The organism is Nostoc sp. JL31, assembly GCF_017114965.1.
Taxonomy (GTDB): domain Bacteria; phylum Cyanobacteriota; class Cyanobacteriia; order Cyanobacteriales; family Nostocaceae; genus Nostoc; species Nostoc punctiforme_A.
Genome location: NZ_JABXKO010000096.1, coordinates 255,032 through 276,131, shown reverse-complemented (window position 1 = coordinate 276,131; position 21,100 = coordinate 255,032). Strand labels below are relative to the sequence as shown.

Genomic DNA, 21,100 nt, shown 5'->3' with positions numbered 1-21,100 from the left:
TGACCTTCTGAGGCTCAACTTTGACCTTCTGAGGCTCAACTTTGACCTTCTGAGGTTCAACGTTGACCTTCTGAGGCTCAACTTTGACCTTCTGAGGCTCAACTTTGACCTTCTGAGGCTCAACGTTGACCTTCTGAGGTTCAAAAATACCCTGGCGACTTAACGCTTCTCAATGGATTCCAATACAGACCTAACCCCCAGCCCCTTCCCTTGTAGGGAAGGGGAGTAAGATTCAAAGCCTCTCCCCTACAAGGCTACGGTGTACACACAAGTGGTATCTGCAAGGGTTTCAAGCTTTCTAGACACAATAAATTGTCATTACGAGCAAAGCGAAGTAATCGCATAATCCCGTAGCTTTTGCGATTGCTTGTCTACGACACGCACTTGCGTTCGTCGTTCCTCCTCGCAATGACATTTCGGAGCGATCCAACAGCTTAGGGATAGACGACGAAACCAAGTGTGAGCTGTAATTTCAAGCTGTAATTTCAAGACTTGTGTGTACACCGTAGCCTTGTAGAGGAGAAGAATGGAAGTGAGGTCAAAGTATATTTTAGATAAACGAGATGCGCTACAGAAATCACAACTACACAGACAAAACCCGCCTACGCTAGTTTCAAAAATGTTTGAATACAAAACGCAAAAAGGGCATAACAATGTTATGCCCCGAAAAATGACGTGTATTTTACCAAGTTGATAACTGGTATAATTGCCTATTTTAGGCTTTAGCTAACTGGGACTTCGGATTGCTTTTTCTTAGAACGGCGGTTAAACCTGCGTCCCATCTCATCAATTACTGCATCTAAACCTGCAACATCACCGCTAGCTTTGGCATAGCTATAAACTGCTAATGCTGCTGTATAGGCTTCACTAGCAGCAGCTATACAGGTATCATCCACCAATTCTTGCAGTTGCGTTAGAGACAACAGCACCGGATACAAGTCCTCATATATTTCCAAGTCCCGGCGCATTTCTTCTAAATCAAAGTAACGAGGCAAAAAGTTAGGGTTTTGTGTTGCCACTTCTAAGGCTTTGCTGACAAAAGCCCGACTTTTATCTCCCATCTTTAGCATTGTTCGCCGATCTTCAGGGGTCAAATCAACCAAAAATGGTAACTTTTCTTTAATAGTAGCGATCGCCTGCATGACCACTTCTTTGTCTGCTGGGGCTAAACTGGCACTGATACGATTTTCTGCCATTTTTAATACTCCTTTAGGGTACTTAATTTCAGTATTCCCAAAGTTGTAGAAGCGATCGCATTCATCAGAGGGGAACACTCAAAAATACTTACAACTGCCAATCCTCAACTCTGCTGTTGAAGTTGTAATTTTTCAAGCTATAATCCAGTCAGGCTTCTATTTACCAGCAAAAGTGCCCGATAACCTGCTTGGACAAAGTGTTGATCGGCGGTTGCTGCAATAATTAAGCCCTGATCCTGCATGGCAATAAACGAAATACAATCAGTTAACCCCCAGGCTTTGTCTAAACGGGACTGATAAAGTTGTAAAGCACGGTTGAGCAGTTGTGTGTCTACACTTACAACACACATATTTTGTGTTTGATAACACTGCTGGATAAATCGTATCGCGGCTGTGCGATTAAAAGCACTCAAAGCATTACCAACTTCAATTAAAACAGCTTCAGTTACCCATACTTCCACGGCGCTTTGAACACGCGGTAGCAGTGTTTTAGCCTTGAGATGATATTGATCGCGTACATTTAGTAACGCTTGGATAAAAACAGTGTCTAAAAATATTCGCTCACCCGTCATGTGTTAATTTCAGGCTGACGTTTTGGTGTGCCATAGAGGTAATGATCGTGTTGATTTGCCCAATCTTCGGGTGCATCAACTGTCCCTGTTAAATCTTCTAATACATCCCACACATCAGCCACTTTAGTTTCAGATGAGTTAATATCCTCAGAAACAATGGTAATCACATAGCGTTTATTCGGTTCTAAATCAGGTGGAATATCTGGACGCAAAACAGAACCATCAAATGTAACCGTTAAAATTTTGCTCATTGTTCTATTTCTCCTAACCGCTAATCACCGCGATCGCATCAATCTCTACCAACACATCTTTAGGTAAGCGCGATACCTGCACACAAGCCCGCGCTGGGGCTGTATTTTCCGGGAAATATTTAGCATATACGGCATTCACCGCCGCGAAATCATTCATATCAGCTAGAAATACAGTGGTTTTCACCACATCTTCAAAAGTTGCTCCGGCTGCTGTGAGGATGGCTTCAAGATTAGCTAATACTTGCTCAGTTTGCTTTTTGACATCATCAGTGTAGACAACATCACCAAGGCGGGGATCGATGGCAACTTGCCCAGCGATGAATACAAATTGACCTGAAGCTGCGATCGCTTGATTATAAGGACCCACTGGTGCGGGTGCGTTATCAGTATTAATTACTTTACGGGTCATAGATATTACTTTCTCTAACGATGTTTCCTGTTTACCAATTTCCGCTTCAGCTGCGATCGGTTTGTAGACTTCTCCATCTGGCATTATCGCACCAGTTAGGTCAGCATCTTTAAAGGTTGCCCCATAGATATTTGCGCCAGTTAAGTCAACCCTTCTCAAATTTGCTCCATCCAAATTTGCCTTGGTTAAATTTGCCCATCGCAAATTAACTTTTTCTAAATTCGCTCCTTGGAGTAAGGCTTTTGTAAGGTTTGTAATTTGAAGAGATGCTGCTGTAAAATCTATATCAGCCAAATTCATGCCTGAGAGATCAACTTGGTACAGGTTTGATCTATGAAAGATACTTCCTTGGAGTTTGGCACTTTGCAATATTGCCTCACTTAAGTTTGCCAGAGTTAAATTTGATCCAATTAAGTACGCCTGACCCAAATTTGCCTTAGTTAGATTAGCTCTACTAAAATTAGCTTCAGCTAAAGAAGCCGCAGTCAGGTCTGCACTACTAAAATTTGCCCCACTTAAATTTGCTATATCTAAGTTTGCATAAATTAATTTCGCACTACTTAAGTTTACATCTGTCAGGTTTGCCTGTTCTAAGTTTGCATGATTCAAATTTGCGCTATTCAGATTTGACCTACTTAAGTCAGCACCATTGAGGTCTGCCCAATAAAATATTGCTGAAGAAGCATTTACTGAATTTAATTTTGTATCTATTAGAGACGCTTTAGTGAGATTTGTACTATTAAGTTTTGCTTGGGTTAAGTTTGCTCCACTTAAATCAACTCCAGTCAAATTTGCACTAGTTAGGTCTATTTCACTGAGTTCTGCACCTTTGAGATTTTCTTGACTCAAATTTACTGAATGAAATTTCCGTTCCCCTGCGGCGTATTTCTCCAACAGTTCCTCAGCGTCCATAATGCACCTTTAAATACCACTGACACAGTATAATCACAAAAACTTTGTGTCACAGGTATTCCTCTCTTTTCTTCCTTCGCGCCCTTTGCGTCTTGGCGGTTCGTCCCTCCTACCCCAACCTCGGACGTATCCCATAATGCCGATACCGCCAATAATCGCGCAGAATGCGATCGTGGTCAAAACATAAATTACCAGGCACTCGCCAATACTCAAAAATGCCTACACCCTTAGCATCATCTCCAGCCTTTGGTTCACCCTTAGCTGTCGCCAAAAACACAATGCTAATCGTATGCTGACGCGGATCGCGATTTGGGTCAGAATACACCAATAATTGTTCAACCAACTCCACCTGTAAACCCGTCTCTTCCTCAGCTTCTCGCCGCGCCGCAACTTCCACCGCTTCGCCATAATCTACAAAACCACCAGGAATAGCCCAACCTAAAGGTAGATTATGTCTTTCAATTAACACTATTGGCCGATGAGGTCGATCTACTAGTTCAATGATGATATCAACTGTCGGTGTAGGATTTCGGTAAGTCATAGTTATTTAGTCATTAGTCATTAGTCATTGGTCATTGGTCATTAGTCAATGGTTATTCCCAAAGGACATATGACAAAAGACAAATGACAAACAAAATGAGTTTACTTGATTTCCCCTACAAATACCGTTCAGTGATAAATTCGATGCGATCGCATCGTGTCTCCATCAGACAATTGCTCCCTCTCATAACTCAGGTTAAATATGCCTTTTCCTAGATCCAGTGGCATTTTGCTGCATCCTACCTCTTTTCCCAGTCGATTTGGCATTGGCGATTTAGGCTTAGAAGCCTATCGCTTCATTGATTTTCTTAAAGAGAGCCATCAACAATATTGGCAAGTTTTACCACTGGGCCCCACTGGATACGGCAATTCTCCGTATATGTGCTACTCGGCAATGGCAGGAAATCCTCTGCTAATTAGCCCAGAAAAACTCTTAGAAGAAGGTTTACTATCTGAAGAAGACTTTGCTAATTTACCAGGATTTCCGGTAGAAAAGGTAGATTTCGACCAGGTTGTGCCGATTAAGATTGGGCTACTCAAAAAAGCCTGTGACAACTTTAGAACCAATGCTACGCCTATCCAGCAGAAGGAGTTTGCAGGTTTTTGCGACAGTAAAGCCTACTGGCTGGATAATTACGCCTTATTTATGGCGCTAAAAGATGACAATGAGAATGCAAACTGGCACGCATGGAAGCCAGAATTTGTCAAACGCGATCCCCAAGCATTGGAGCAAGCACAGCATCGGCTCAACGGAGAGATTTATTATTACAAATTCGTCCAATTTGAGTTTTTCCGCCAGTGGTCTGACCTCAAAAGTTACGCTAATATGCGCGGCATTGACATTATTGGCGATATCCCCATCTACGTAGCTCATGATAGTGCCGACGTGTGGGCGCATCCCGACATCTTTTGCTTAGACGAAGAGACAGGAGCTGCTGCCCAAATGGCAGGAGTTCCACCAGATTACTTTAGTGCCACCGGTCAATTGTGGGGAAACCCGGTTTATAACTGGGAGGAATTGCAAAAACAAGACTTTAAATGGTGGGTACAGCGCTTTGAAGCAATGCTGGATTATGTAGATATAATTCGCATTGACCACTTCCGGGGCTTTGAGGCTTATTGGTCTGTGCCTCAAGGTGAAGAAACTGCCATGAATGGTAAATGGGTGGAAGCGCCAGGAGATGCTTTTTTTGCAGCGATTAGGGAGAAGTTGGGCAAGCTACCCGTCTTGGCGGAAGATTTGGGAGTAATTACACCAGAGGTAGAAGCGCTGCGAGACAAGTATGAATTTCCGGGGATGAAGGTTTTGCAGTTTGCATTTGGTTCCGATCCTAGTAATCCATTTTTACCATTCAATTACCCGCGAAATGCTGTAGTTTATACTGGCACTCACGATAATGACACAACTGTAGGCTGGTTCAATTCAGCTAATGACAACGAAAAGCATAACTTATGGCTTTATTTAGGTTGTATTAGTCCTGAAGGCATCCAGTGGGATTTAATTCGCCTAGCTTTGAGTTCCATAGCCAACCAAGCGATTATTCCCTTGCAAGATGTTTTGGGATTAGGAAACGAAGCGCGGATGAATTTTCCTAGTGTTGCTGAGGGGAACTGGGAGTGGCGCTATCAAGCAGGAGCGTTAACAGACGAATTACGCGATCGCTTGAAAGTTCTTACCAGACTCAATGGACGCGCCCCAGAAGCACAATAAGGTAGTTCTTGAGCAGGGAAGCAGGGGGAGATGGGTAAAAGAAGGCAGACAAGGGAGAGGGAAGAGTAAATGCTTCCTTTTCCTCCTTTTCTCCTTGTCCCCCTTATCCTTCTCATCTCCCACAGTCTTTTTGTTCTCTATGAGACGCTGCGCGTAGCTTGCTTCTCTGTAAGAGTACAATTTTGAATTTTGTTAGCGCAGCGTTAGCGAGTCCGCGAGCGTCATTTTGAATTGATTTCTCCTTCATCTCAAAACTTAGGCTTGGCAGCAATCCTAACTTCTTCCTCTTTGCCTGGCTCTCCCATTTCCTTGGCTTTCTCTTGATTAACACTCACCAACACACCACCAGCATTATCAGTTTTCACTGTCAGTTGCTCTTGGGCTTTCCAAATTCGGTGAGTTCCCTCTGGCAGAATACCCTCAAACTCGGTTTTGCCATCGGCTACTACACGAATCCAAGATGAGGCTTTCAAAGTTACACCAATCTGGACAACCTGTTTCTTTTGGACACCGCTAAGGGTATCGCTGACAGGTTGTACCTGTGTTGACTCTTTTAGTTGAGCTAGTTCTGGTTTAACAACAGACTTTTGTTTTGGATATGGCTGGTTTGGGCTATTACTTGCTTGTAGTAACGCGTTGTTTAATAACTGAGATAACCCATTTACAGAGCATACTATTAGGAATATGTAAAGAAAGTAAAGATGAATTGGACGTAGTTGAGCTAGGGGTGAATTATTCCCCCTACTGAGAGGGCTAACTTGTGGAGAACTGATCGGAAAAGTGCCAGAAAAGTCTACTCCATTCAAGCCTAGTGCATCGGCAAATTGTCTGATCAAACCCTGAATATAGACTGGTTCTGGTAGATCGTTTAAATTACCTTCTTCGATCGCCTGCAATAATCGTCGGGGAATCCTGGTCAATGCAACCACTTGCTCTAGGGATAAACCCTGTTCTTGACGCAATGCCCAAAGTTGAGCGCCTAACTCTGCCAACTTTTCGGCTCGTTGTTCCTCTAATGAAAGTGATGGCTGGTGCTTATTCTTCTTTCTTAGCCATTTCATGCCTACTGACACTCCTTAACTCCACTGAATCAATAATTAGGTTGCGTTATCTGATCTTGCAAAAAGTGAATCTCACGATCTTTGAGGGAACGATATTTACCCTCTGATAAAAAGGGTTCTTTGGGAGTTTGTAATTCAATTGGGCCGATAGCAGTCCGATGCAGCTTGATTACTGGGTATCCTAACTGTTGAGCTATACGGCGAATTTGGCGATTTCTTCCCTCCTGCAACACTATTTCTAAAACGCTTTCCTCGGTACGACGTTCGATTAGGCGTACCTTAGCGGCCCTGGTTTTTCTACTCTCCAACATCACACCTTGACGCCACATCTGTAGTACTGTTTCTGGAGGATGTCCTTTCACCAAAACATGATATGTCTTGGAAATACTGTGACGTGGATGGGTTAGTCCAAATGTCAGTTCTCCGTCATTAGTCAGGATTAATGCTCCTGTCGAATCTGCATCTAGACGGCCAACTGGGTGAATACCTGAACCCTCCCGTAATTCTTTCGGTAGTAAATCCAGGACTGTTGTTCTGCGATGAGGGTCGTAGCAAGTCGAAACCACTCCCGCTGGTTTGTGCAGCAATAGATATATTAAAGCCGGACGCTGCTTTTCAGATACAGGCTTACCATCAATTGCGATCGCATCTTTTTCGGGATCAACTTTTTGACCTAAATGTGCCAATACCCCATTAATCCGCACCCGTGAGTGCCTAATCATGTCTTCGGCTTCACGACGTGAGGCGATACCCCATTGAGCAAGAATTTTTTGTAACCGTACCTCCATGTGGAAATTGCTTATTTACTGTTATCAATTAAATGATATTTGCATTTTGTAGCGAGTAGACATAAATGTTACATTTGAAGCTTATTTAATTTCGGTTCAGTTGTTGAGCAAATACTCCTAAACAGATTGGTTAAATGCCAGAGCAAAATCCCCAAACAACAAGTGGAAATAAAATCCGCATAATTACGCAAGTACTCACAACAGCAGTCAAGCTCTGGTTGAGAGCGCAGGTCAGCCAAATATCGGAACTAGAAGTGGAGATTAAAGCTAGCGATCGCCAACTTTTCTCTGGACGCATTCCTTCGGTATCTGTTTTTGCTACTCATGCAGTTTATCAAGGTCTCCTAATTACACAAATTCAATTAATAGCAGAAAATATTCGGGTAAATATCGGTTCCGTACTCAAGGGAAAATCTCTGCAACTGTTAGAAACAGTACCAGTGGTTGGCGATTTGATCGTAGACGAGAAGGATCTGAATGCTTCTCTCTCATCAGACTTATTATCAACTGCTTTGAGCGATCTATTGATTAAGGTTTTACCAAAAGATTATTCCCAGTCACAACCAATCAAGTGGCAAGAAATTCTCCTTGGGAACAACCAAATTATACTGCGAGGTTTGAGAGTAACCAATAGTGAAACAACGCCTCTAGAGATTTGTCTGGGCTTACAATTACTCAGTGGGCATGAGTTGCAACTAGTACATATCCCAATCAAGCGCGATCGGGAAGATATATTAAAGGACAATTATGAGTACAATCTCGATCTTGGCTCAGATGTTGATATCGAAGAATTAACGCTGATCCCAGGCAAGCTAGTGTGTCGTGGGCGGATTAACGTTAACCCTTGACGATCGCAAATTAAAAAATATTAATACCCTATTTTAAATGATGTGGCGTCTAGTGGAACAAGAGCAGGGGAGCAGGGGAGAAGTTGCAGTAAGCTTTTCCTCTCTGCCCCTCTGCCCCTCTGCCTCTTGTGCCCAATGTCCAATGCCCAATGCCCAATTCACCTATTTACTAAGTAGTGGCAAAAGTAATGTCACAAAATAGTAAACCAAAGGAGCAGTAAAAATATAACTATCGGTACGGTCTAAAATACCACCATGACCGGGGATTAATTGCCCAGAATCTTTAACTCCAGCATCCCGCTTGAGCATAGATTCTGTGAGATCCCCTAAAAGACTAGCAATACCAATCAGCAAACCTAATGCTAAACCTGTGAAGGGGGATTCAGGCAAGTGAAGATAATAGGCTCCTGCTATGGCTACGGCAACACTTGAAGTAATGCCAAAGACAGCACCTTCGACAGTTTTTTTCGGGCTAATGTCAGACAAACGGGTTTTCCCAAAGAATTTGCCAATGGTGTAAGCACCGATATCAGCTGCCCAAATACAAAAAAAAGTCAGTAGTGTGGCTGTAAAACCTTGTGCTAAAGAAGCGGAATTTGCCTTTTCCCAGAAATCTGTCCAGGTTGTGGGCCAGTAACCTCCAAAAGGGAGATTACTAAAAGCAGCGCTATCAATTGCTCGTAACCGCACCCAGTAACTTGGTAAATAACCGACGTAAAATAGCCCCATAATAGAAGCGGAAACATCAGCGATCGTGGCAAATTTGGGTTGAAACAGCAGGTAAAAACAAATAAGTGTGCCAGCTATTGGCATCACAGCGTCAGCTAAACTGCCATCAAGGGTACAAATCACTAGCAAGACTTGGCTGACAGCCATAGTGGTTTTAGCGGCGGGAGCGATGCCTCTGGCTCGCACCAAATTAAAATATTCCTGTTGACCCAAAAAGATGATGACCGCAAAGATGATGGTAAAGTACCAACCCCCCAAAAGGGTTGCGGAAAGAGCAAGAGCGATCGCAACAATTCCACTTATAATCCGAGACCAAGGCATAGAAGTATTAAATATTGGGAATGGGGCATTGGGCATGGGGCATTGGGCACTTGTACTGACCGTAGTCGTTGGCGCAGCCTCTCGTAGAGAAGTATTGGGCATTGGGCGTTGGGCATGGGGCATTGGGCATTTATTAAATTAGTTATTCTTTCTTCCCCTACTCCCCGTACTTCCTCATCTCTGTCTTCTTCCTTCCCTTACCGCCTCTTCCAATGCCCCATGCCCTATGCCCCATTCCCTAATCCAGTTTCTCACCACTGAGGATAAAAATGGGATCGACGGCGGTAAAGGTTTGAGAAAAGCCGCGTGTCTCTAGGCGGTTAACCGCAGACTGAACGACTTCGATATTTCTAGCTCTTAATAGGGAAAAGCTCTGGGAAATAGCATACAGACTTTCTAGATTAGCAGCTGTGGCTACAACCCGACCGGATGGCGGCAAATAATGCCAAGCTGCTTGCAGAATTTCCTGAATAGGTCGTCCTCCCTCAATACAAACGCGATGAGGGGTAATTTTGAGGTCATGTAAACACTCTGGGGCGCTGCCTTCAACAACTTCGACATTTTTCACATCAAAGCGATCGCAGTTACGCTTGATCAAATTAGCGACTTCTTCATCCCTTTCGATAGCGATAATTTGTCCACCTGGACACAATAGCCCCACCTCTACCGGAATTGTACCTGTCCCAGCGCCAATATCCCACAACACAGAATCTGATTTTAGCCGCAGTTGAGAAATCAATAGCAGTCGGACTTCTCGCTGGCTCAGGGGAATTCCTGGCAAATGCTCAAATAAATCATCGGGAATACCTGGGGTAATATAAGGCCAAAGTTGGGAGGGCATAGAATTACGCAATTATACTAAAGATATCGATTTGCCAAATTGAAAAGCTATCAGCTATAAAACTTTTCAACCGTAGCATTATAAGAAAACATAATGATTGGTGAAATATTAGGCGAACGCTACGAAGTTCAGCAGCTATTAGGAAAAAAAGCAGGGCGGCGGACGCTATTAGCTCGTGATTTGCAAACTCAGGAATTAGTCGTCATCAAGTTACTCTCTTTTAGTAGTGATTTTGAGTGGGATTCACTCAAGTTGTTTGAGCGAGAAGCTGAAACTTTAAAAAACCTAGCACATCCCTCAATTCCTAGCTATTTAAACTATTTTGAGGTAAACTTACTAACCATCCAAGGATTTGCTCTAGTACAAACTTATATCCCTGCACAAACTTTAGAGCAATACTTACAAACTGGACGGACTTTTACAGAAACTGAAATCAAACAGATAGCTAAAGCACTTTTAAAGATTCTCGTTTACCTACATGAGCTACATCCGCCTGTAATTCACCGTGATATTAAGCCTAGCAATATTTTATTGGGGGAGCGCTCTGGTAATAGTGTAGGTCAAGTTTATTTGGTAGATTTTGGCTCAGTGCAGACTGTCCTGGCTAGCGAAACCGGGACAAGAACTGTGGTAGGAACTTATGGCTATATGCCACCAGAGCAATTTGGCGGACGCACTGTTGCAGCATCAGACCTTTATAGTTTAGGCGCAACCTTAATTTATTTAGTGACAGGGACTCACCCAGCCGATTTACCCCAAAAGGATTTTCGGATTCAGTTTGAACAATTGGCTAATCTCAGTCCCAGCTTTAGCAATTGGTTAAAGTGGATGATTGAACCCAGTTTAGAACGGCGTTTGAGTTCTGCTGAACAAGCAATCGCAGTTTTAGAGAAACCACAACCGACAAACTTTCCTACTTTAGTTGTTGGCAAACCAGAGGGGAGTAAGATTCAACTAACCAAAAATGGTGATTCTCTAGAAATTATCGTTCCACCATCTGGTTTTGATCCATCAATAATATTTACAGGTTTATTTGCGATCGTCTGGAATTCATTTATTCTTTTTTGGACAATTGGCGCACTCTCAGCACCTTTTCCTGTCAACATCCCCTTTGCTTTGTTCTCGCTTCCATTTTGGGGTGCTGGTTTTATGATGGTGTATAAATTTTTCTTTCATTTTTTTGGACGCATCTGCTTACGCCTGAATCCCGAACAAATAACCCTAACTTGGGAGTTGTTTGCTTGGAAATTTTATCGTCCCCGTGCATTGCCAAGACAAAGTATTAATAAATTAGTTTACATTCCCAAACATTTTACTAAAGATTCTGAAGGTACTAGAAGTGCCGTTCCCGCACAATTGGATATTTGGGTAGGAGTAAAAAAATATCAGCTTGGTGGTAGTGGTGGTGCAATTAAATCGGAAGCGGAACTGGAATGGCTAGCTCAGGAATTAAGCGATTGGTTAGGTTTGCCAATTACCAATCCAATGAAAAGTTAGTTACGCTCATTATGAGCGGTTGTTTATTTGAGCGTATAGTACTGTTGCCTTTTCCCGGGTAGCTTGATTCAATAATTTGCAACAGTTCTTCGTTTTTCACCTGCAAACCTCACTAACTTTGTAGCGATATTTACCAGACTAGTGTATCGCAACTTCTGCGATCGCACTCCTGCATAACTAGCAACTTAGGTTATTAGCGATTATGCCAAGTTGCTTTACCAAAAGTTTTTGAGGACAAAAATACTTATTTCTATTGATTTTATTTATACCCTATTTCCGAAAGAGGGTCGAGCGCTGATCGGTGGGGAACTCATCGGACTTGAGCCATCAATGTCTATATTTAATTACAGATGCCTTAGAGGAAATTTATATGTTTGGACTGGGATGGCCAGAAATAGCTGTAATTAGCATAGTCGCTATTCTAATTTTCGGCCCAAAAAAAATTCCTGAACTGGGAACTGCACTGGGCAAAACCCTACGAGGTTTTAAGGAGGAGATGAAAACTCCCAGCGAGGAAACCAATCAGGAAGAAGAAAAACAGTAATTAAAAGAGTCAGGAGGAGCCAGCACACTGCTTTCTCCTGATTACTCACTACAGCAAGGTATTAACAACAGAAGAAGGTGCGATCCCATTTTGGGAATCGATGACAGTTGTGCTGGGATTTTGTTGGTGTGTCTCTTCCTTGGCTAAACCACGCAGCTTAATTAACTTAATAGCTCTAGTAACACTTTCTGGCAAAATTACCACCAGGCTGTTATCAGGAGCCATGTCTAAGCCTTTATTGATCGCTTGGGTTTCATCCAGAATGGATTCATAGCGGCTATCAGGCTTAACTTCCGTGATGCCTTGAATAATCAACTGAGCAGCTGATCCCCGTAGTCGTCCCCGTGTATCATCATCTTCTTTGATGATGATGTAATCAAAAATTTGTGCTGCTAATTTACCCAAAGTAACAAAATCTTCGTCACGGCGATCGCCTGGGCCGCCAATTACGCCAATCCGTTGTCCTGTAGTCCAATTCCGCACAAAGGAACCTACCGCTTCATAACTGGCTGCATTGTGGGCATAGTCCACTAAAGCGTGGTAATTACCTAAATTAAATAGATTCATTCGTCCTGGCGTTTGGCTAACTGAAGCCCGGAAGGTCTTCAAACCAGCACGAATCTGCTCAATTGTGACGTTTTGCACAAACGCTGCCAAACTTGCTGCTAAAGCGTTGGCAATCATAAACGGCGCACGTCCGCCCATTGTTAAAGGTATATTTTCGGCTCTTTCTATGCGGTGTGTCCAATCACCTTTAACAATTGACAAATAGCCATTTTCATATACTGCCGCTACTCCGCCTTTTTGGATGTGCTTCCGCACTAATTCCGAATCGGGGTTCATGGTGAAGTAAGCAATATTAGCTTTAGTTTTTTCTGACATAGCAGCGACGCGGCGATCGTCGGCATTAAGTACCGCATAGCCATCAGGGAATACAGCTTCCGCTACTACACTTTTGAGGTTAGCTAATTGCTCAATGGTATCTATATCACCGATTCCTAAGTGGTCGGACGCTACATTCAATACCACCCCTACATTTGCGGCTTCAAAGCCCAATCCAGAGCGGAGAATGCCACCACGAGCTGTTTCCAGTACTGCTACTTCTACTGTGGGATCTTGGAGGATGACGTGGGCACTTTGGGGACCTGTATTATCGCCAGATTCTACTAAGTAATCACCGATATATGTTCCATCAGTAGTAGTATAACCTACTACTTTGCCAGTCTGTTTATAAATATGTGCTAGTAGTCGAGTAGTGGTGGTTTTGCCATTAGTACCCGTGATGCTGAGGATGGGAATTTGGCTAGATTGCTCGTTAGGAAACAGCATATCCATTACTGCACCAGCGACGTTACGGGGAATACCCACGCTTGGGGCAACGTGCATCCGGAAGCCAGGGGCGGCGTTAACTTCGACAATCACGCCATCAACTTCCCGCAGAGGACGGCTAATATCCGTGGTGACGATATCGAGTCCGGCGATATCCAAACCGATAATCTTAACTACTCGTTGTGCCAACCAAAGATTTTCTGGGTGAATTTCATCGGTACGGTCAACGGCACTACCACCTGTACTCAAGTTGGCTGTTGCCCTGAGATAACAAATAGTGCCCTTGGGTGGCACGCTATTTAGGGTGTAACCTTGCCTTTCTAGCAACTGGTAGCTGGTGCGGTCTAGTTCAATTTTTGTCAGGACGTTATCATGTCCTTCACCGCGATTTGGGTCAAGGTTTGTTTCTTCAATCAGTTCGGCAATCGTGGATCTACCGTTGCCAATGACATGAGCCGGGACGCGCTCGGCTACTGCTACTACTTTTCCATTTACCACCAGTACCCTGTGGTCGCGCCCAACGTAATATCTTTCGACAATAATTGACCGAGAAACTTGTCTGGCAGCTTCATACCCAGCTTCAGCTTCTTCCCAAGTTCTAATATCAATGGTGATCCCACGTCCATGATTGCCATCTAGTGGCTTGATAACTATGGGATAGCCGCCAACGAATTCAATGGCTTGTTCTAAATCGTCTAAGAAGTTGATTACTGTACCTCTGGGTACTGGCGCACCAGCAGCAGCGAGGATGCGTTTAGTGGCTTCTTTATCGCAAGCTAGTTCTACACCCAGAATGCTGGTGTTGTCCGTCATTGTGGCCTGCATCCGCTTCTGGTTGACGCCGTAGCCTAGCTGAATCAAAAAGCGGGCTTCCAGCGACATCCAGGGAATACCTCTTTTTTCTGCTTCTTTGACGATCGCTTCCGTAGAAGGGCCTAAAGAAGCATCGCGGGTGAAGTCTTTCAGGTCTTGGATATCTTGCTCTAATTCTGCCTTGGGATAACGGCCTCGATCAACGATACTCTGACACAGCCGTACTGCGGCTCGTCCAGCGTAGCGTCCCGCTTCCTCATTCAGGTACTCGATTACTACTTGGTAAATTCCGGGTGTGGCAGTTTCGCGGGTGCGACCAAAGCCGACATGCATACCAGCTAATTCTTGGAGTTCTAAGGCTACGTGTTCCACTATGTGGCCAATCATAGTGCCTTCTTTGACTCGCATCAGAAAACCACCGCGACAGCCAGGCGAACAATAGTGACCCTCCAGACTCGGCAGCGCCTCAACTAATCCTTCATAAAAGCCGGGGATTTCATTCGAGGGCGTCTCGCCAAGGGTTTCTAAATCGAGGCGCATGACGATCAGTTTGTGGCGTCGAATGCTCCAATAGTTTGGGCCGCGTAATGTCTGGATCTTGAGGATTCTCATGGGAATAGGTAGATGGAGATTCGGAACCAAAATTCTAGTTTCTTACTGGAATTGACCGCTAAACTGTTCGTTAGAAACAGTTTTTTCTTTTTACATGGTATTCTTATCATTTTTCTACGGTAAGAAATAATAAATGTGCGGTCAACTCAGTGTAACCTCAGATACTCTATCCCGTCAGCTGGAGATTCGGTGTACAGCAGGCAATACAGTCCGCTGGTACAAGTGGAAGCGATCGCCGTAGCTGAGGATATGGAGACGTAAATTATGTACGGTTAACGGTTCATTAGCACCGACATGGGGTTCGTTGGTATGGGTCAACTCAGTGGGATCAACAATGGTTACACTGCCTTTACCCATAACTTGTAGCCAACCATCACGTTCAAACACTGCACAAGTATCTTCGTCAATGCCAATACCTAAGCGATCGGGATGAGCTGAGATCGCACTAATCAGTCGCCCCATCCGATTACGGTTGTGAAAATGTTGGTCAACGATTACTTCAGGAATAAATCCCAAACCCGTCGCCATATCCACTAAGGAACGATTGGGCGTCTCTCCACTACCGCCGCCAGCAATCATATGATGCCCCATCACCGCCGCTCCTGCACTGGTGCCTGCTAACGTAAGTTGCCCCGCCCTCACCCGCTGGCGAATAATTTCCATTGCTGGCGTATCTGCCAATACGCCACAAAGACGCAGCTGGTCTCCTCCTGTCAAAAATACCCCACTACAGGCTTCTAAGGATGCTTTGATCTGGGAGGCTTCACACTGTTCTCGTTCGCGGATGTCTAAAATCTCTACCTTCTGGGCACCCATTTCTTCAAAAATGCGAATATACCGACCACCAATGATGGCAGGTTCGCGAGAGGCAGATGGAATAATTGTAATATAAGCCTTACTAGCACCGGCGCGTCCAAAAAAAGTTCGTAGGATTTCGCGCCCATGAACTTTATCTTCTGCACCTCCGATAACCAGAACGGCGGTTTTAGTTGCTTGGGGTGTCCTCATTTCTAGCGATTTAGCTTGTAATTGCGGCATTTTGGTTCTCCTGTCAACAACTTCAGGTGAATTTAACAAGTTTCAGTTGCCTGATAATTTTTGCGCTTTGCAACTTTCGAGAGGACACTTTTTGGAAGTTTGGAACTGGGGAAAGCCACTCTCCAAATTCTCGCTTAACGCTCGCGTTGCCTCAGTTTAAACGTGCTTGTTCACATTCCTCAAAGCCAGCGCCTTGTTTTTCACCTGTCCACTTGCAGCAGGGCAAAATAGTCTTTATGTGGCTAGATTCCCCCTTTAGGGTAGGGGATGAGCAGTTAAGACTACGCTTTTTTCTGAGGCTGGCTCGATGCATCCTGGAAGTTGTTAACTTGATATGATTATTAATTTAAATGTAGTTGTGACAACATTTAAACATAAATTAAGTAATTAGAAAAACTTTTGATCCCATCTAAAATCCAGAAGGCCCAGTAGTTTTAGATACTATTGATAAAGTTTAACTGGAGTTTAACCCGACCTTGGCTTGCTGGTGTTTGCTAGACATTCAAATTTAAGATTAGTGTCCTTGAATACGAATAACTGTGCGCTTTGATATAGTTACGCTTTTTCCTGACTGTTTTAACTCTGTTCTCAATTCTGGGTTGCTGGGTAAAGCCTTAGCCAAACAGATTGCCGAAGTGCATCTGGTTAATCCACGGGACTTTACCACTGACAAGCACCGAAAAGTAGATGATGAACCCTACGGCGGCGGTGTTGGGATGCTAATGAAGCCAGAACCTATTTTTACCGCTGTGGAGTCGCTGCCGATTCTACCCCGAAGAGAAGTAATTTTGATGAGTCCACAGGGTCAAGCAATTAATCAACCTCTTTTGAAAGAATTGGTGACAAATTATGACCAGTTAGTAGTTATTTGTGGGCATTACGAAGGAGTGGATGAGAGGGTGCTACATTTGGTCACTCGTGAAGTATCTTTGGGCGATTTTATTCTGACTGGTGGTGAAATTCCTGCAATGGCTTTGATTAATGGCGTCGTGCGGCTGATCCCAGGAACCGTGGCCAAAACGGAGTCCCTCACGGCAGAAAGTTTTGAGGAAGGGTTATTGGACTATCCTCAATATACTCGTCCTGCGAATTTTCGGGGCTTGAAAGTGCCTGATGTCTTGCTCAGTGGAAATCACGCCGCGATCGCAAAATGGCGTTACGAACAACAAATTCAAAAAACCCGCGATCGCCGCCCCGATCTCTTGGAGAAATTGAAGCAGGGGAAGCAGGGGAGCAGGAGAGCAGGGGAGCAGGGAGAGAATAATAATTTCTAACTCCTGACAAATGACAAATGACAAATGACAAATGACTAAAATTCGTATTGGTAATGGCTACGATATTCACCAACTGGTGAGCGATCGCGCTTTGATTTTAGGTGGAATTCAAATTCCCCATGAACTAGGTTTGTTGGGGCACAGTGACGCTGATGTGCTGACCCACGCGATTATGGATGCCATGCTTGGGGCATTATCTTTGGGGGATATTGGTCATTATTTTCCCCCAAGCGATCCCAAATGGGCGGGAGCAGATAGTTTAGTACTATTAACTCAAGTACATCAACTGATTCGGGATCAAGGTTGGCAGATCGGAAATATTGACTCGGTAGTAGTAGCAGAACGTCCCAAATTAAAACCGCATATTCACAAGATGCGCGACAAACTATCGGCAGTTTTAGAATTACAACCAAATCAAATTGGCATCAAAGCTACTACTAACGAAAAATTAGGACCTGTTGGACGTGAAGAAGGTATATGTGCTTATGCTGTAGTTTTGTTAGGTGCTTCAGAATAACTTTCTTTTAGCCTCTAATAAAGATATTCAAGACTGATTAAGATGGAAATAGATTAGTAATTATGAAGTTTTTTAGAAAGATATTTTTGGCAATTAAACATTTATGGTTGCCAATAATTTTTACTTCAGCAATAGCACTTACAGTTACCGCCTGTAACCCAGCTAACTTTAAAAGTTCAGCTGCTCAAGTGCCGCAATTGGTAAGTAGCATTCTCAGCGATCCCAAAACTTTTAACTACCCTCTGAGTCAAGAGTTTCCTAATGTTTTTCCTTTAATCTATGAGGGGTTAATCACCCAAAACCCAATCACTGCTAAAGTCGAGCCTGCATTAGCAGAATCCTGGCAAATTTCTGATGATAAATTAAAGATTGTTTTTACCCTACGCGAAGGGTTGAAATGGTCTGATGGTCAGCCACTAACAGTAGATGATGTAGTGTTTACCTACAATGATATTTACTTAAATGAAGCAATTCCTACTGATGTTAGAGACGCACTACGGATTGGTGAAAGTCGGAAATTGCCTACTGTGCGAAAAGTGGATGAACGCCGGGTTGAGTTTAGCGTACCAGAACCCTTTAGACCTTTCCTACTAAGTACAGGTTCGCCAATTTTGCCCGCACACATATTGCAACAATGGGTAAAAACCAAAGACCAAAATGGGAGTCCGATTTTTCTGACAAAATGGGGTGTTGATACTCCTCCCAACGAAATTATTGTCAACGGCCCTTACAAAATAGAGCGTTACGACACAAGTCAGCGTGTGGTTTTTCGGCGCAACCCCTACTACTGGCGCAAGGATGCTCAAGGCAATTCTCAGCCTTATATTGAACGAGTAATTTGGCAAATTGTGGAATCAACAGATACCTCCTTGCTGCAATTTCGTTCTGGCGGGTTAGATACTGTAGGAGTGTCGCCAGATTACTTTTCTTTGCTAAAGGTACAAGAAAAGCAGGGTAATTTCACAATTTATAATGGCGGACCAACATCCAGTACATCGTTTGTTTGGTTCAATCTCAACAAAGGTAAAAGGGACGGAAAACCACTAGTTGATCCAGCTAAATCTAGGTGGTTCAATAATGTGCAATTTCGGCAAGCTATAGCTTATGCAATTGACCGCCAAACGATGATTAATAACACTTTTCGCGGCTTGGGCGTGCCACAAGATTCACCGATTTCTGTGCAAAGCCCCTATTACCTTTCCCCTAAAGAGGGGTTAAAAGTTTACGATTACAATCAGCAAAAAGCAAAGGAATTGCTGCTAAAAGCAGGATTTAAGTACAACAAGAATCAGTTAGTAGACGATCGGGGAAATCGCGTTCGTTTCTCTTTGCTTACCAATGCTGGAAATAAAATCCGTGAGGCAATGGGATCGCAGATTAAACAAGACTTGAGCAAAATCGGCATTCAAGTTGATTTCACTCCGTTGGCATGGAATACTTTTACTGATAAAACTTCTAACTCCTTGGATTGGGAAGCTTCTTTGATGGGGTTGACTGGTGGATTAGAACCGAATGACGGTGCTAATGTCTGGGCACCTGAAGGCGGATTACACATGTTTAATCAGAAACCCCAAGCAGGACAAAAGCCGATTCAGGGTTGGGAAGTTGCTCCTTGGGAAGCAGAAATAGCGAATCTTTATATTCAAGCTGCAAGAGAATTGGACGAAGCTAAAGTTAAAGCAATTTATGCTGAAACGCAGCGAATTACCCAGGAAAATTTACCTTTTATTTACTTGGTTAATCCTTATTCAATGTCAGCGGTGCGTAATCGTTTTGAAGGTATTAAATTCTCTGCCCTTGGTGGCGCATTCTGGAATATTGAACAAATTAAAGTAACAGAAGATTAGGCATTGGGCAAAACAGTTCCGTTAGCGATAGCGGGGCGTTGAGCCAGTCCTGAGTAAAGAAGTGAGACCAATTTGAAAAATGATTGCGACAGATGGAAAACTGAAACACTTATCCAATGGATGTTTCACAATCCAAAATCTAAAATCTAAAATCCAAAATGGTATGAGATTCCTTACTCAGCACTCCTGAAGGGCATAGGGAATTAGTTATTAGACGACTGAGAAATCACAAAGGGCAAAAGACAAAGGGCTAATTACCGATGACCAATGAAAAAACTTTGCGATCGCTACTCGTTGCGGTTGCTAATGGTAAAGTTACGCCAGATACGGCATTAGACTCACTCAAAGACTTAACTTATGAATCTGTCGGTGAATTTGCCAAAATTGACCACCATCGCCAGCTAAGAACTGGTTTTCCAGAGGTGATTTGGGGGCCTGGTAAGACTACAGACCAAATTGCTCAAATTATGGAAGTAATGCGTCTCCGCAACCCGGTGGTAATGGCAACCCGCATTGAACCAGCAGTTTATACCGCACTGCAATCAAAAGTTAGTGGTTTGCGATATTACGAATCGGCGCGAATTTGTGCGATCGCTCCCCTTACCATCGAACCACAATTTGCAGGTGAAATTGGCATTCTTTCTGCTGGTACCGCCGATTTACCCGTTGCTGAAGAAGCTGCTGTCACTGCTGAACTTTCTGGTTTCCGCGTCCAGCGCCTCTGGGATGTTGGCGTTGCTGGGATTCATCGTTTGCTGAGTAACCGCCACCTGATTGAGTCCGCATCGGTATTGATTGTTGTAGCGGGGATGGAAGGTGCTTTACCCAGCGTTGTTGCGGGTTTAGCCAGTTGTCCAGTGATTGCCGTACCCACCAGTATTGGTTATGGCGCAAGTTTTGGTGGTTTAGCACCTCTATTGACAATGCTTAACTCTTGTGCAGCGGGAGTAGGCGTAGTAAATATCGACAATGGTTTTGGTGCAGCAGTTTTGGCGGGGCAGATTTTGCGGACTGCCGAGAAATTGCGGTTGGCATCAGCTGCATCTTGAGTTAAGACATTGAAGTTACATCCAATATTTCAGTAAATATCAGTAATTAATGTAAATCATAAACTGATGCTGAAATTTGCCACCTCTAACTTCTTAATCACAAAAGATGAGCAATTACAGCGATTTGACATCTCAGTTTCTTTGGAATTTGCCTGTAAATTGGACAGCCCTAGCACAAACAATCACCGATCCAAACGTTATGGGTCAGATGCAAAAAGCTTGGAGCCACTTTATACAAACAGGTCAAGTATGGGCATTGTTGATTGGTTTAGTCATTGGCTATATGATTCGGAATCTAACTAGCTACGGTTAAATTTAAAAGTTAGGAGTTGAAAGTGAGGAGTGAGAAGTTAGGAGTCAAAAACTCATAACTCCTCACTCTTAACTCTTAACTCTCACCC

General features: G+C 43.6%; 21 protein-coding genes. 10 read left to right on the top strand and 11 right to left on the bottom strand.

Going from position 1 to position 21,100, the window contains the following annotated elements; genetic code table 11:
• Positions 1–722: 722 nt before the first annotated feature.
• The 5 genes from HWQ43_RS23430 to HWQ43_RS23410 all read right to left on the bottom strand — a co-directional run bounded on the left by HWQ43_RS23430 (position 723) and on the right by HWQ43_RS23410 (position 3,881).
• Positions 723–1,196 carry a hypothetical protein gene (locus tag HWQ43_RS23430; RefSeq protein WP_292738377.1) on the bottom strand — a complete coding sequence of 158 codons (474 nt, stop codon included), beginning with the start codon at positions 1,194–1,196 and terminating at the stop codon, positions 723–725.
• Between the two features lie 137 nt (positions 1,197–1,333).
• The gene (locus HWQ43_RS23425) at positions 1,334–1,768 is read right to left on the bottom strand and encodes a PIN domain-containing protein (RefSeq protein WP_292738376.1); all 435 of its coding nucleotides are present in this window, start codon (positions 1,766–1,768) and stop codon (positions 1,334–1,336) included.
• A complete protein-coding gene (locus HWQ43_RS23420) occupies positions 1,765–2,019 on the bottom strand; it encodes a hypothetical protein (protein WP_292738375.1) in 255 nt (84 codons plus the stop codon). Before HWQ43_RS23420 ends, HWQ43_RS23425 begins: the two co-directional genes overlap by 4 nt.
• 13 nt (positions 2,020–2,032) lie before the next feature.
• On the bottom strand, positions 2,033–3,340 hold the full coding sequence (locus HWQ43_RS23415) for a Rid family detoxifying hydrolase (protein WP_292738374.1): 1,308 nt from the start codon (positions 3,338–3,340) through the stop codon (positions 2,033–2,035).
• Between the two features lie 109 nt (positions 3,341–3,449).
• Positions 3,450–3,881: an NUDIX hydrolase gene (locus tag HWQ43_RS23410; protein WP_292738373.1), complete on the bottom strand. Its 432-nt coding sequence runs from the start codon at positions 3,879–3,881 to the stop codon at positions 3,450–3,452.
• A gap of 83 nt (positions 3,882–3,964) precedes the next feature.
• On the opposite strand from HWQ43_RS23410, the gene HWQ43_RS23405 reads away from it, so the two are divergent.
• Both HWQ43_RS23405 and malQ read left to right on the top strand, forming a co-directional pair.
• Positions 3,965–4,096: a hypothetical protein gene (locus HWQ43_RS23405; RefSeq protein ID WP_292738372.1), complete on the top strand. Its 132-nt coding sequence runs from the start codon at positions 3,965–3,967 to the stop codon at positions 4,094–4,096.
• On the top strand, positions 4,083–5,591 hold the full coding sequence (gene malQ / locus HWQ43_RS23400; RefSeq protein ID WP_292738371.1) for a 4-alpha-glucanotransferase: 1,509 nt from the start codon (positions 4,083–4,085) through the stop codon (positions 5,589–5,591). Before HWQ43_RS23405 ends, malQ begins: the two co-directional genes overlap by 14 nt.
• 248 nt (positions 5,592–5,839) lie before the next feature.
• Here malQ and HWQ43_RS23395 read toward each other — a convergent pair whose 3' ends face one another.
• Together HWQ43_RS23395 and HWQ43_RS23390 are read right to left on the bottom strand one after the other, a co-directional pair.
• On the bottom strand, positions 5,840–6,652 hold the full coding sequence (locus tag HWQ43_RS23395) for a RodZ family helix-turn-helix domain-containing protein (RefSeq protein ID WP_292738370.1): 813 nt from the start codon (positions 6,650–6,652) through the stop codon (positions 5,840–5,842).
• Positions 6,653–6,681: 29 nt separating this feature from the next.
• Positions 6,682–7,440: a pseudouridine synthase gene (locus tag HWQ43_RS23390; RefSeq protein WP_292738369.1), complete on the bottom strand. Its 759-nt coding sequence runs from the start codon at positions 7,438–7,440 to the stop codon at positions 6,682–6,684.
• A 134-nt stretch (positions 7,441–7,574) separates the two neighbouring features.
• Between HWQ43_RS23390 and HWQ43_RS23385 the strand changes: the two genes are divergently transcribed.
• Entirely contained in the window at positions 7,575–8,288 is a 714-nt protein-coding gene (locus HWQ43_RS23385) for a DUF2993 domain-containing protein (protein WP_292738368.1), read from the top strand.
• 162 nt (positions 8,289–8,450) lie between these two features.
• Here HWQ43_RS23385 and HWQ43_RS23380 read toward each other — a convergent pair whose 3' ends face one another.
• Both HWQ43_RS23380 and cbiT read right to left on the bottom strand, forming a co-directional pair.
• On the bottom strand, positions 8,451–9,338 hold the full coding sequence (locus HWQ43_RS23380; protein WP_292738386.1) for a phosphatidate cytidylyltransferase: 888 nt from the start codon (positions 9,336–9,338) through the stop codon (positions 8,451–8,453).
• 238 nt (positions 9,339–9,576) lie between these two features.
• Positions 9,577–10,179 (bottom strand): precorrin-6Y C5,15-methyltransferase subunit CbiT, encoded by a 603-nt coding sequence (gene cbiT, locus HWQ43_RS23375; protein WP_289796809.1) that lies wholly within the window; start codon positions 10,177–10,179, stop codon positions 9,577–9,579.
• Positions 10,180–10,272: 93 nt separating this feature from the next.
• On the opposite strand from cbiT, the gene HWQ43_RS23370 reads away from it, so the two are divergent.
• Positions 10,273–11,676 (top strand): serine/threonine-protein kinase, encoded by a 1,404-nt coding sequence (locus tag HWQ43_RS23370; protein ID WP_292738367.1) that lies wholly within the window; start codon positions 10,273–10,275, stop codon positions 11,674–11,676.
• A gap of 370 nt (positions 11,677–12,046) precedes the next feature.
• Complete coding sequence (gene tatA / locus HWQ43_RS23365) at positions 12,047–12,220, top strand: twin-arginine translocase TatA/TatE family subunit (RefSeq protein WP_094348761.1); 174 nt, start codon at positions 12,047–12,049, stop codon at positions 12,218–12,220.
• 48 nt (positions 12,221–12,268) lie between these two features.
• Here tatA and cphA read toward each other — a convergent pair whose 3' ends face one another.
• Positions 12,269–14,974 (bottom strand): cyanophycin synthetase, encoded by a 2,706-nt coding sequence (cphA, locus tag HWQ43_RS23360; protein WP_292738385.1) that lies wholly within the window; start codon positions 14,972–14,974, stop codon positions 12,269–12,271.
• Positions 14,975–15,148: 174 nt separating this feature from the next.
• A complete protein-coding gene (locus HWQ43_RS23355; protein ID WP_179068376.1) occupies positions 15,149–16,012 on the bottom strand; it encodes a cyanophycinase in 864 nt (287 codons plus the stop codon).
• 539 nt (positions 16,013–16,551) lie between these two features.
• On the opposite strand from HWQ43_RS23355, the gene trmD reads away from it, so the two are divergent.
• The 5 genes from trmD to HWQ43_RS23330 all read left to right on the top strand — a co-directional run bounded on the left by trmD (position 16,552) and on the right by HWQ43_RS23330 (position 21,012).
• Positions 16,552–17,286 (top strand): tRNA (guanosine(37)-N1)-methyltransferase TrmD, encoded by a 735-nt coding sequence (gene trmD / locus HWQ43_RS23350; protein ID WP_292738366.1) that lies wholly within the window; start codon positions 16,552–16,554, stop codon positions 17,284–17,286.
• 31 nt (positions 17,287–17,317) lie between these two features.
• Positions 17,318–17,803, top strand: coding sequence for a 2-C-methyl-D-erythritol 2,4-cyclodiphosphate synthase (ispF, locus tag HWQ43_RS23345; protein WP_292738365.1), 486 nt, complete (start codon positions 17,318–17,320; stop codon positions 17,801–17,803).
• 62 nt (positions 17,804–17,865) lie between these two features.
• Positions 17,866–19,650 (top strand): ABC transporter substrate-binding protein, encoded by a 1,785-nt coding sequence (locus HWQ43_RS23340; RefSeq protein WP_292738364.1) that lies wholly within the window; start codon positions 17,866–17,868, stop codon positions 19,648–19,650.
• A gap of 260 nt (positions 19,651–19,910) precedes the next feature.
• Positions 19,911–20,699, top strand: a complete 789-nt coding sequence (larB, locus tag HWQ43_RS23335) for a nickel pincer cofactor biosynthesis protein LarB (RefSeq protein ID WP_292738363.1) — start codon at positions 19,911–19,913, stop codon at positions 20,697–20,699.
• Positions 20,700–20,805: 106 nt separating this feature from the next.
• Positions 20,806–21,012, top strand: a complete 207-nt coding sequence (locus tag HWQ43_RS23330) for a hypothetical protein (protein ID WP_292738362.1) — start codon at positions 20,806–20,808, stop codon at positions 21,010–21,012.
• Positions 21,013–21,100 lie beyond the last annotated feature (88 nt).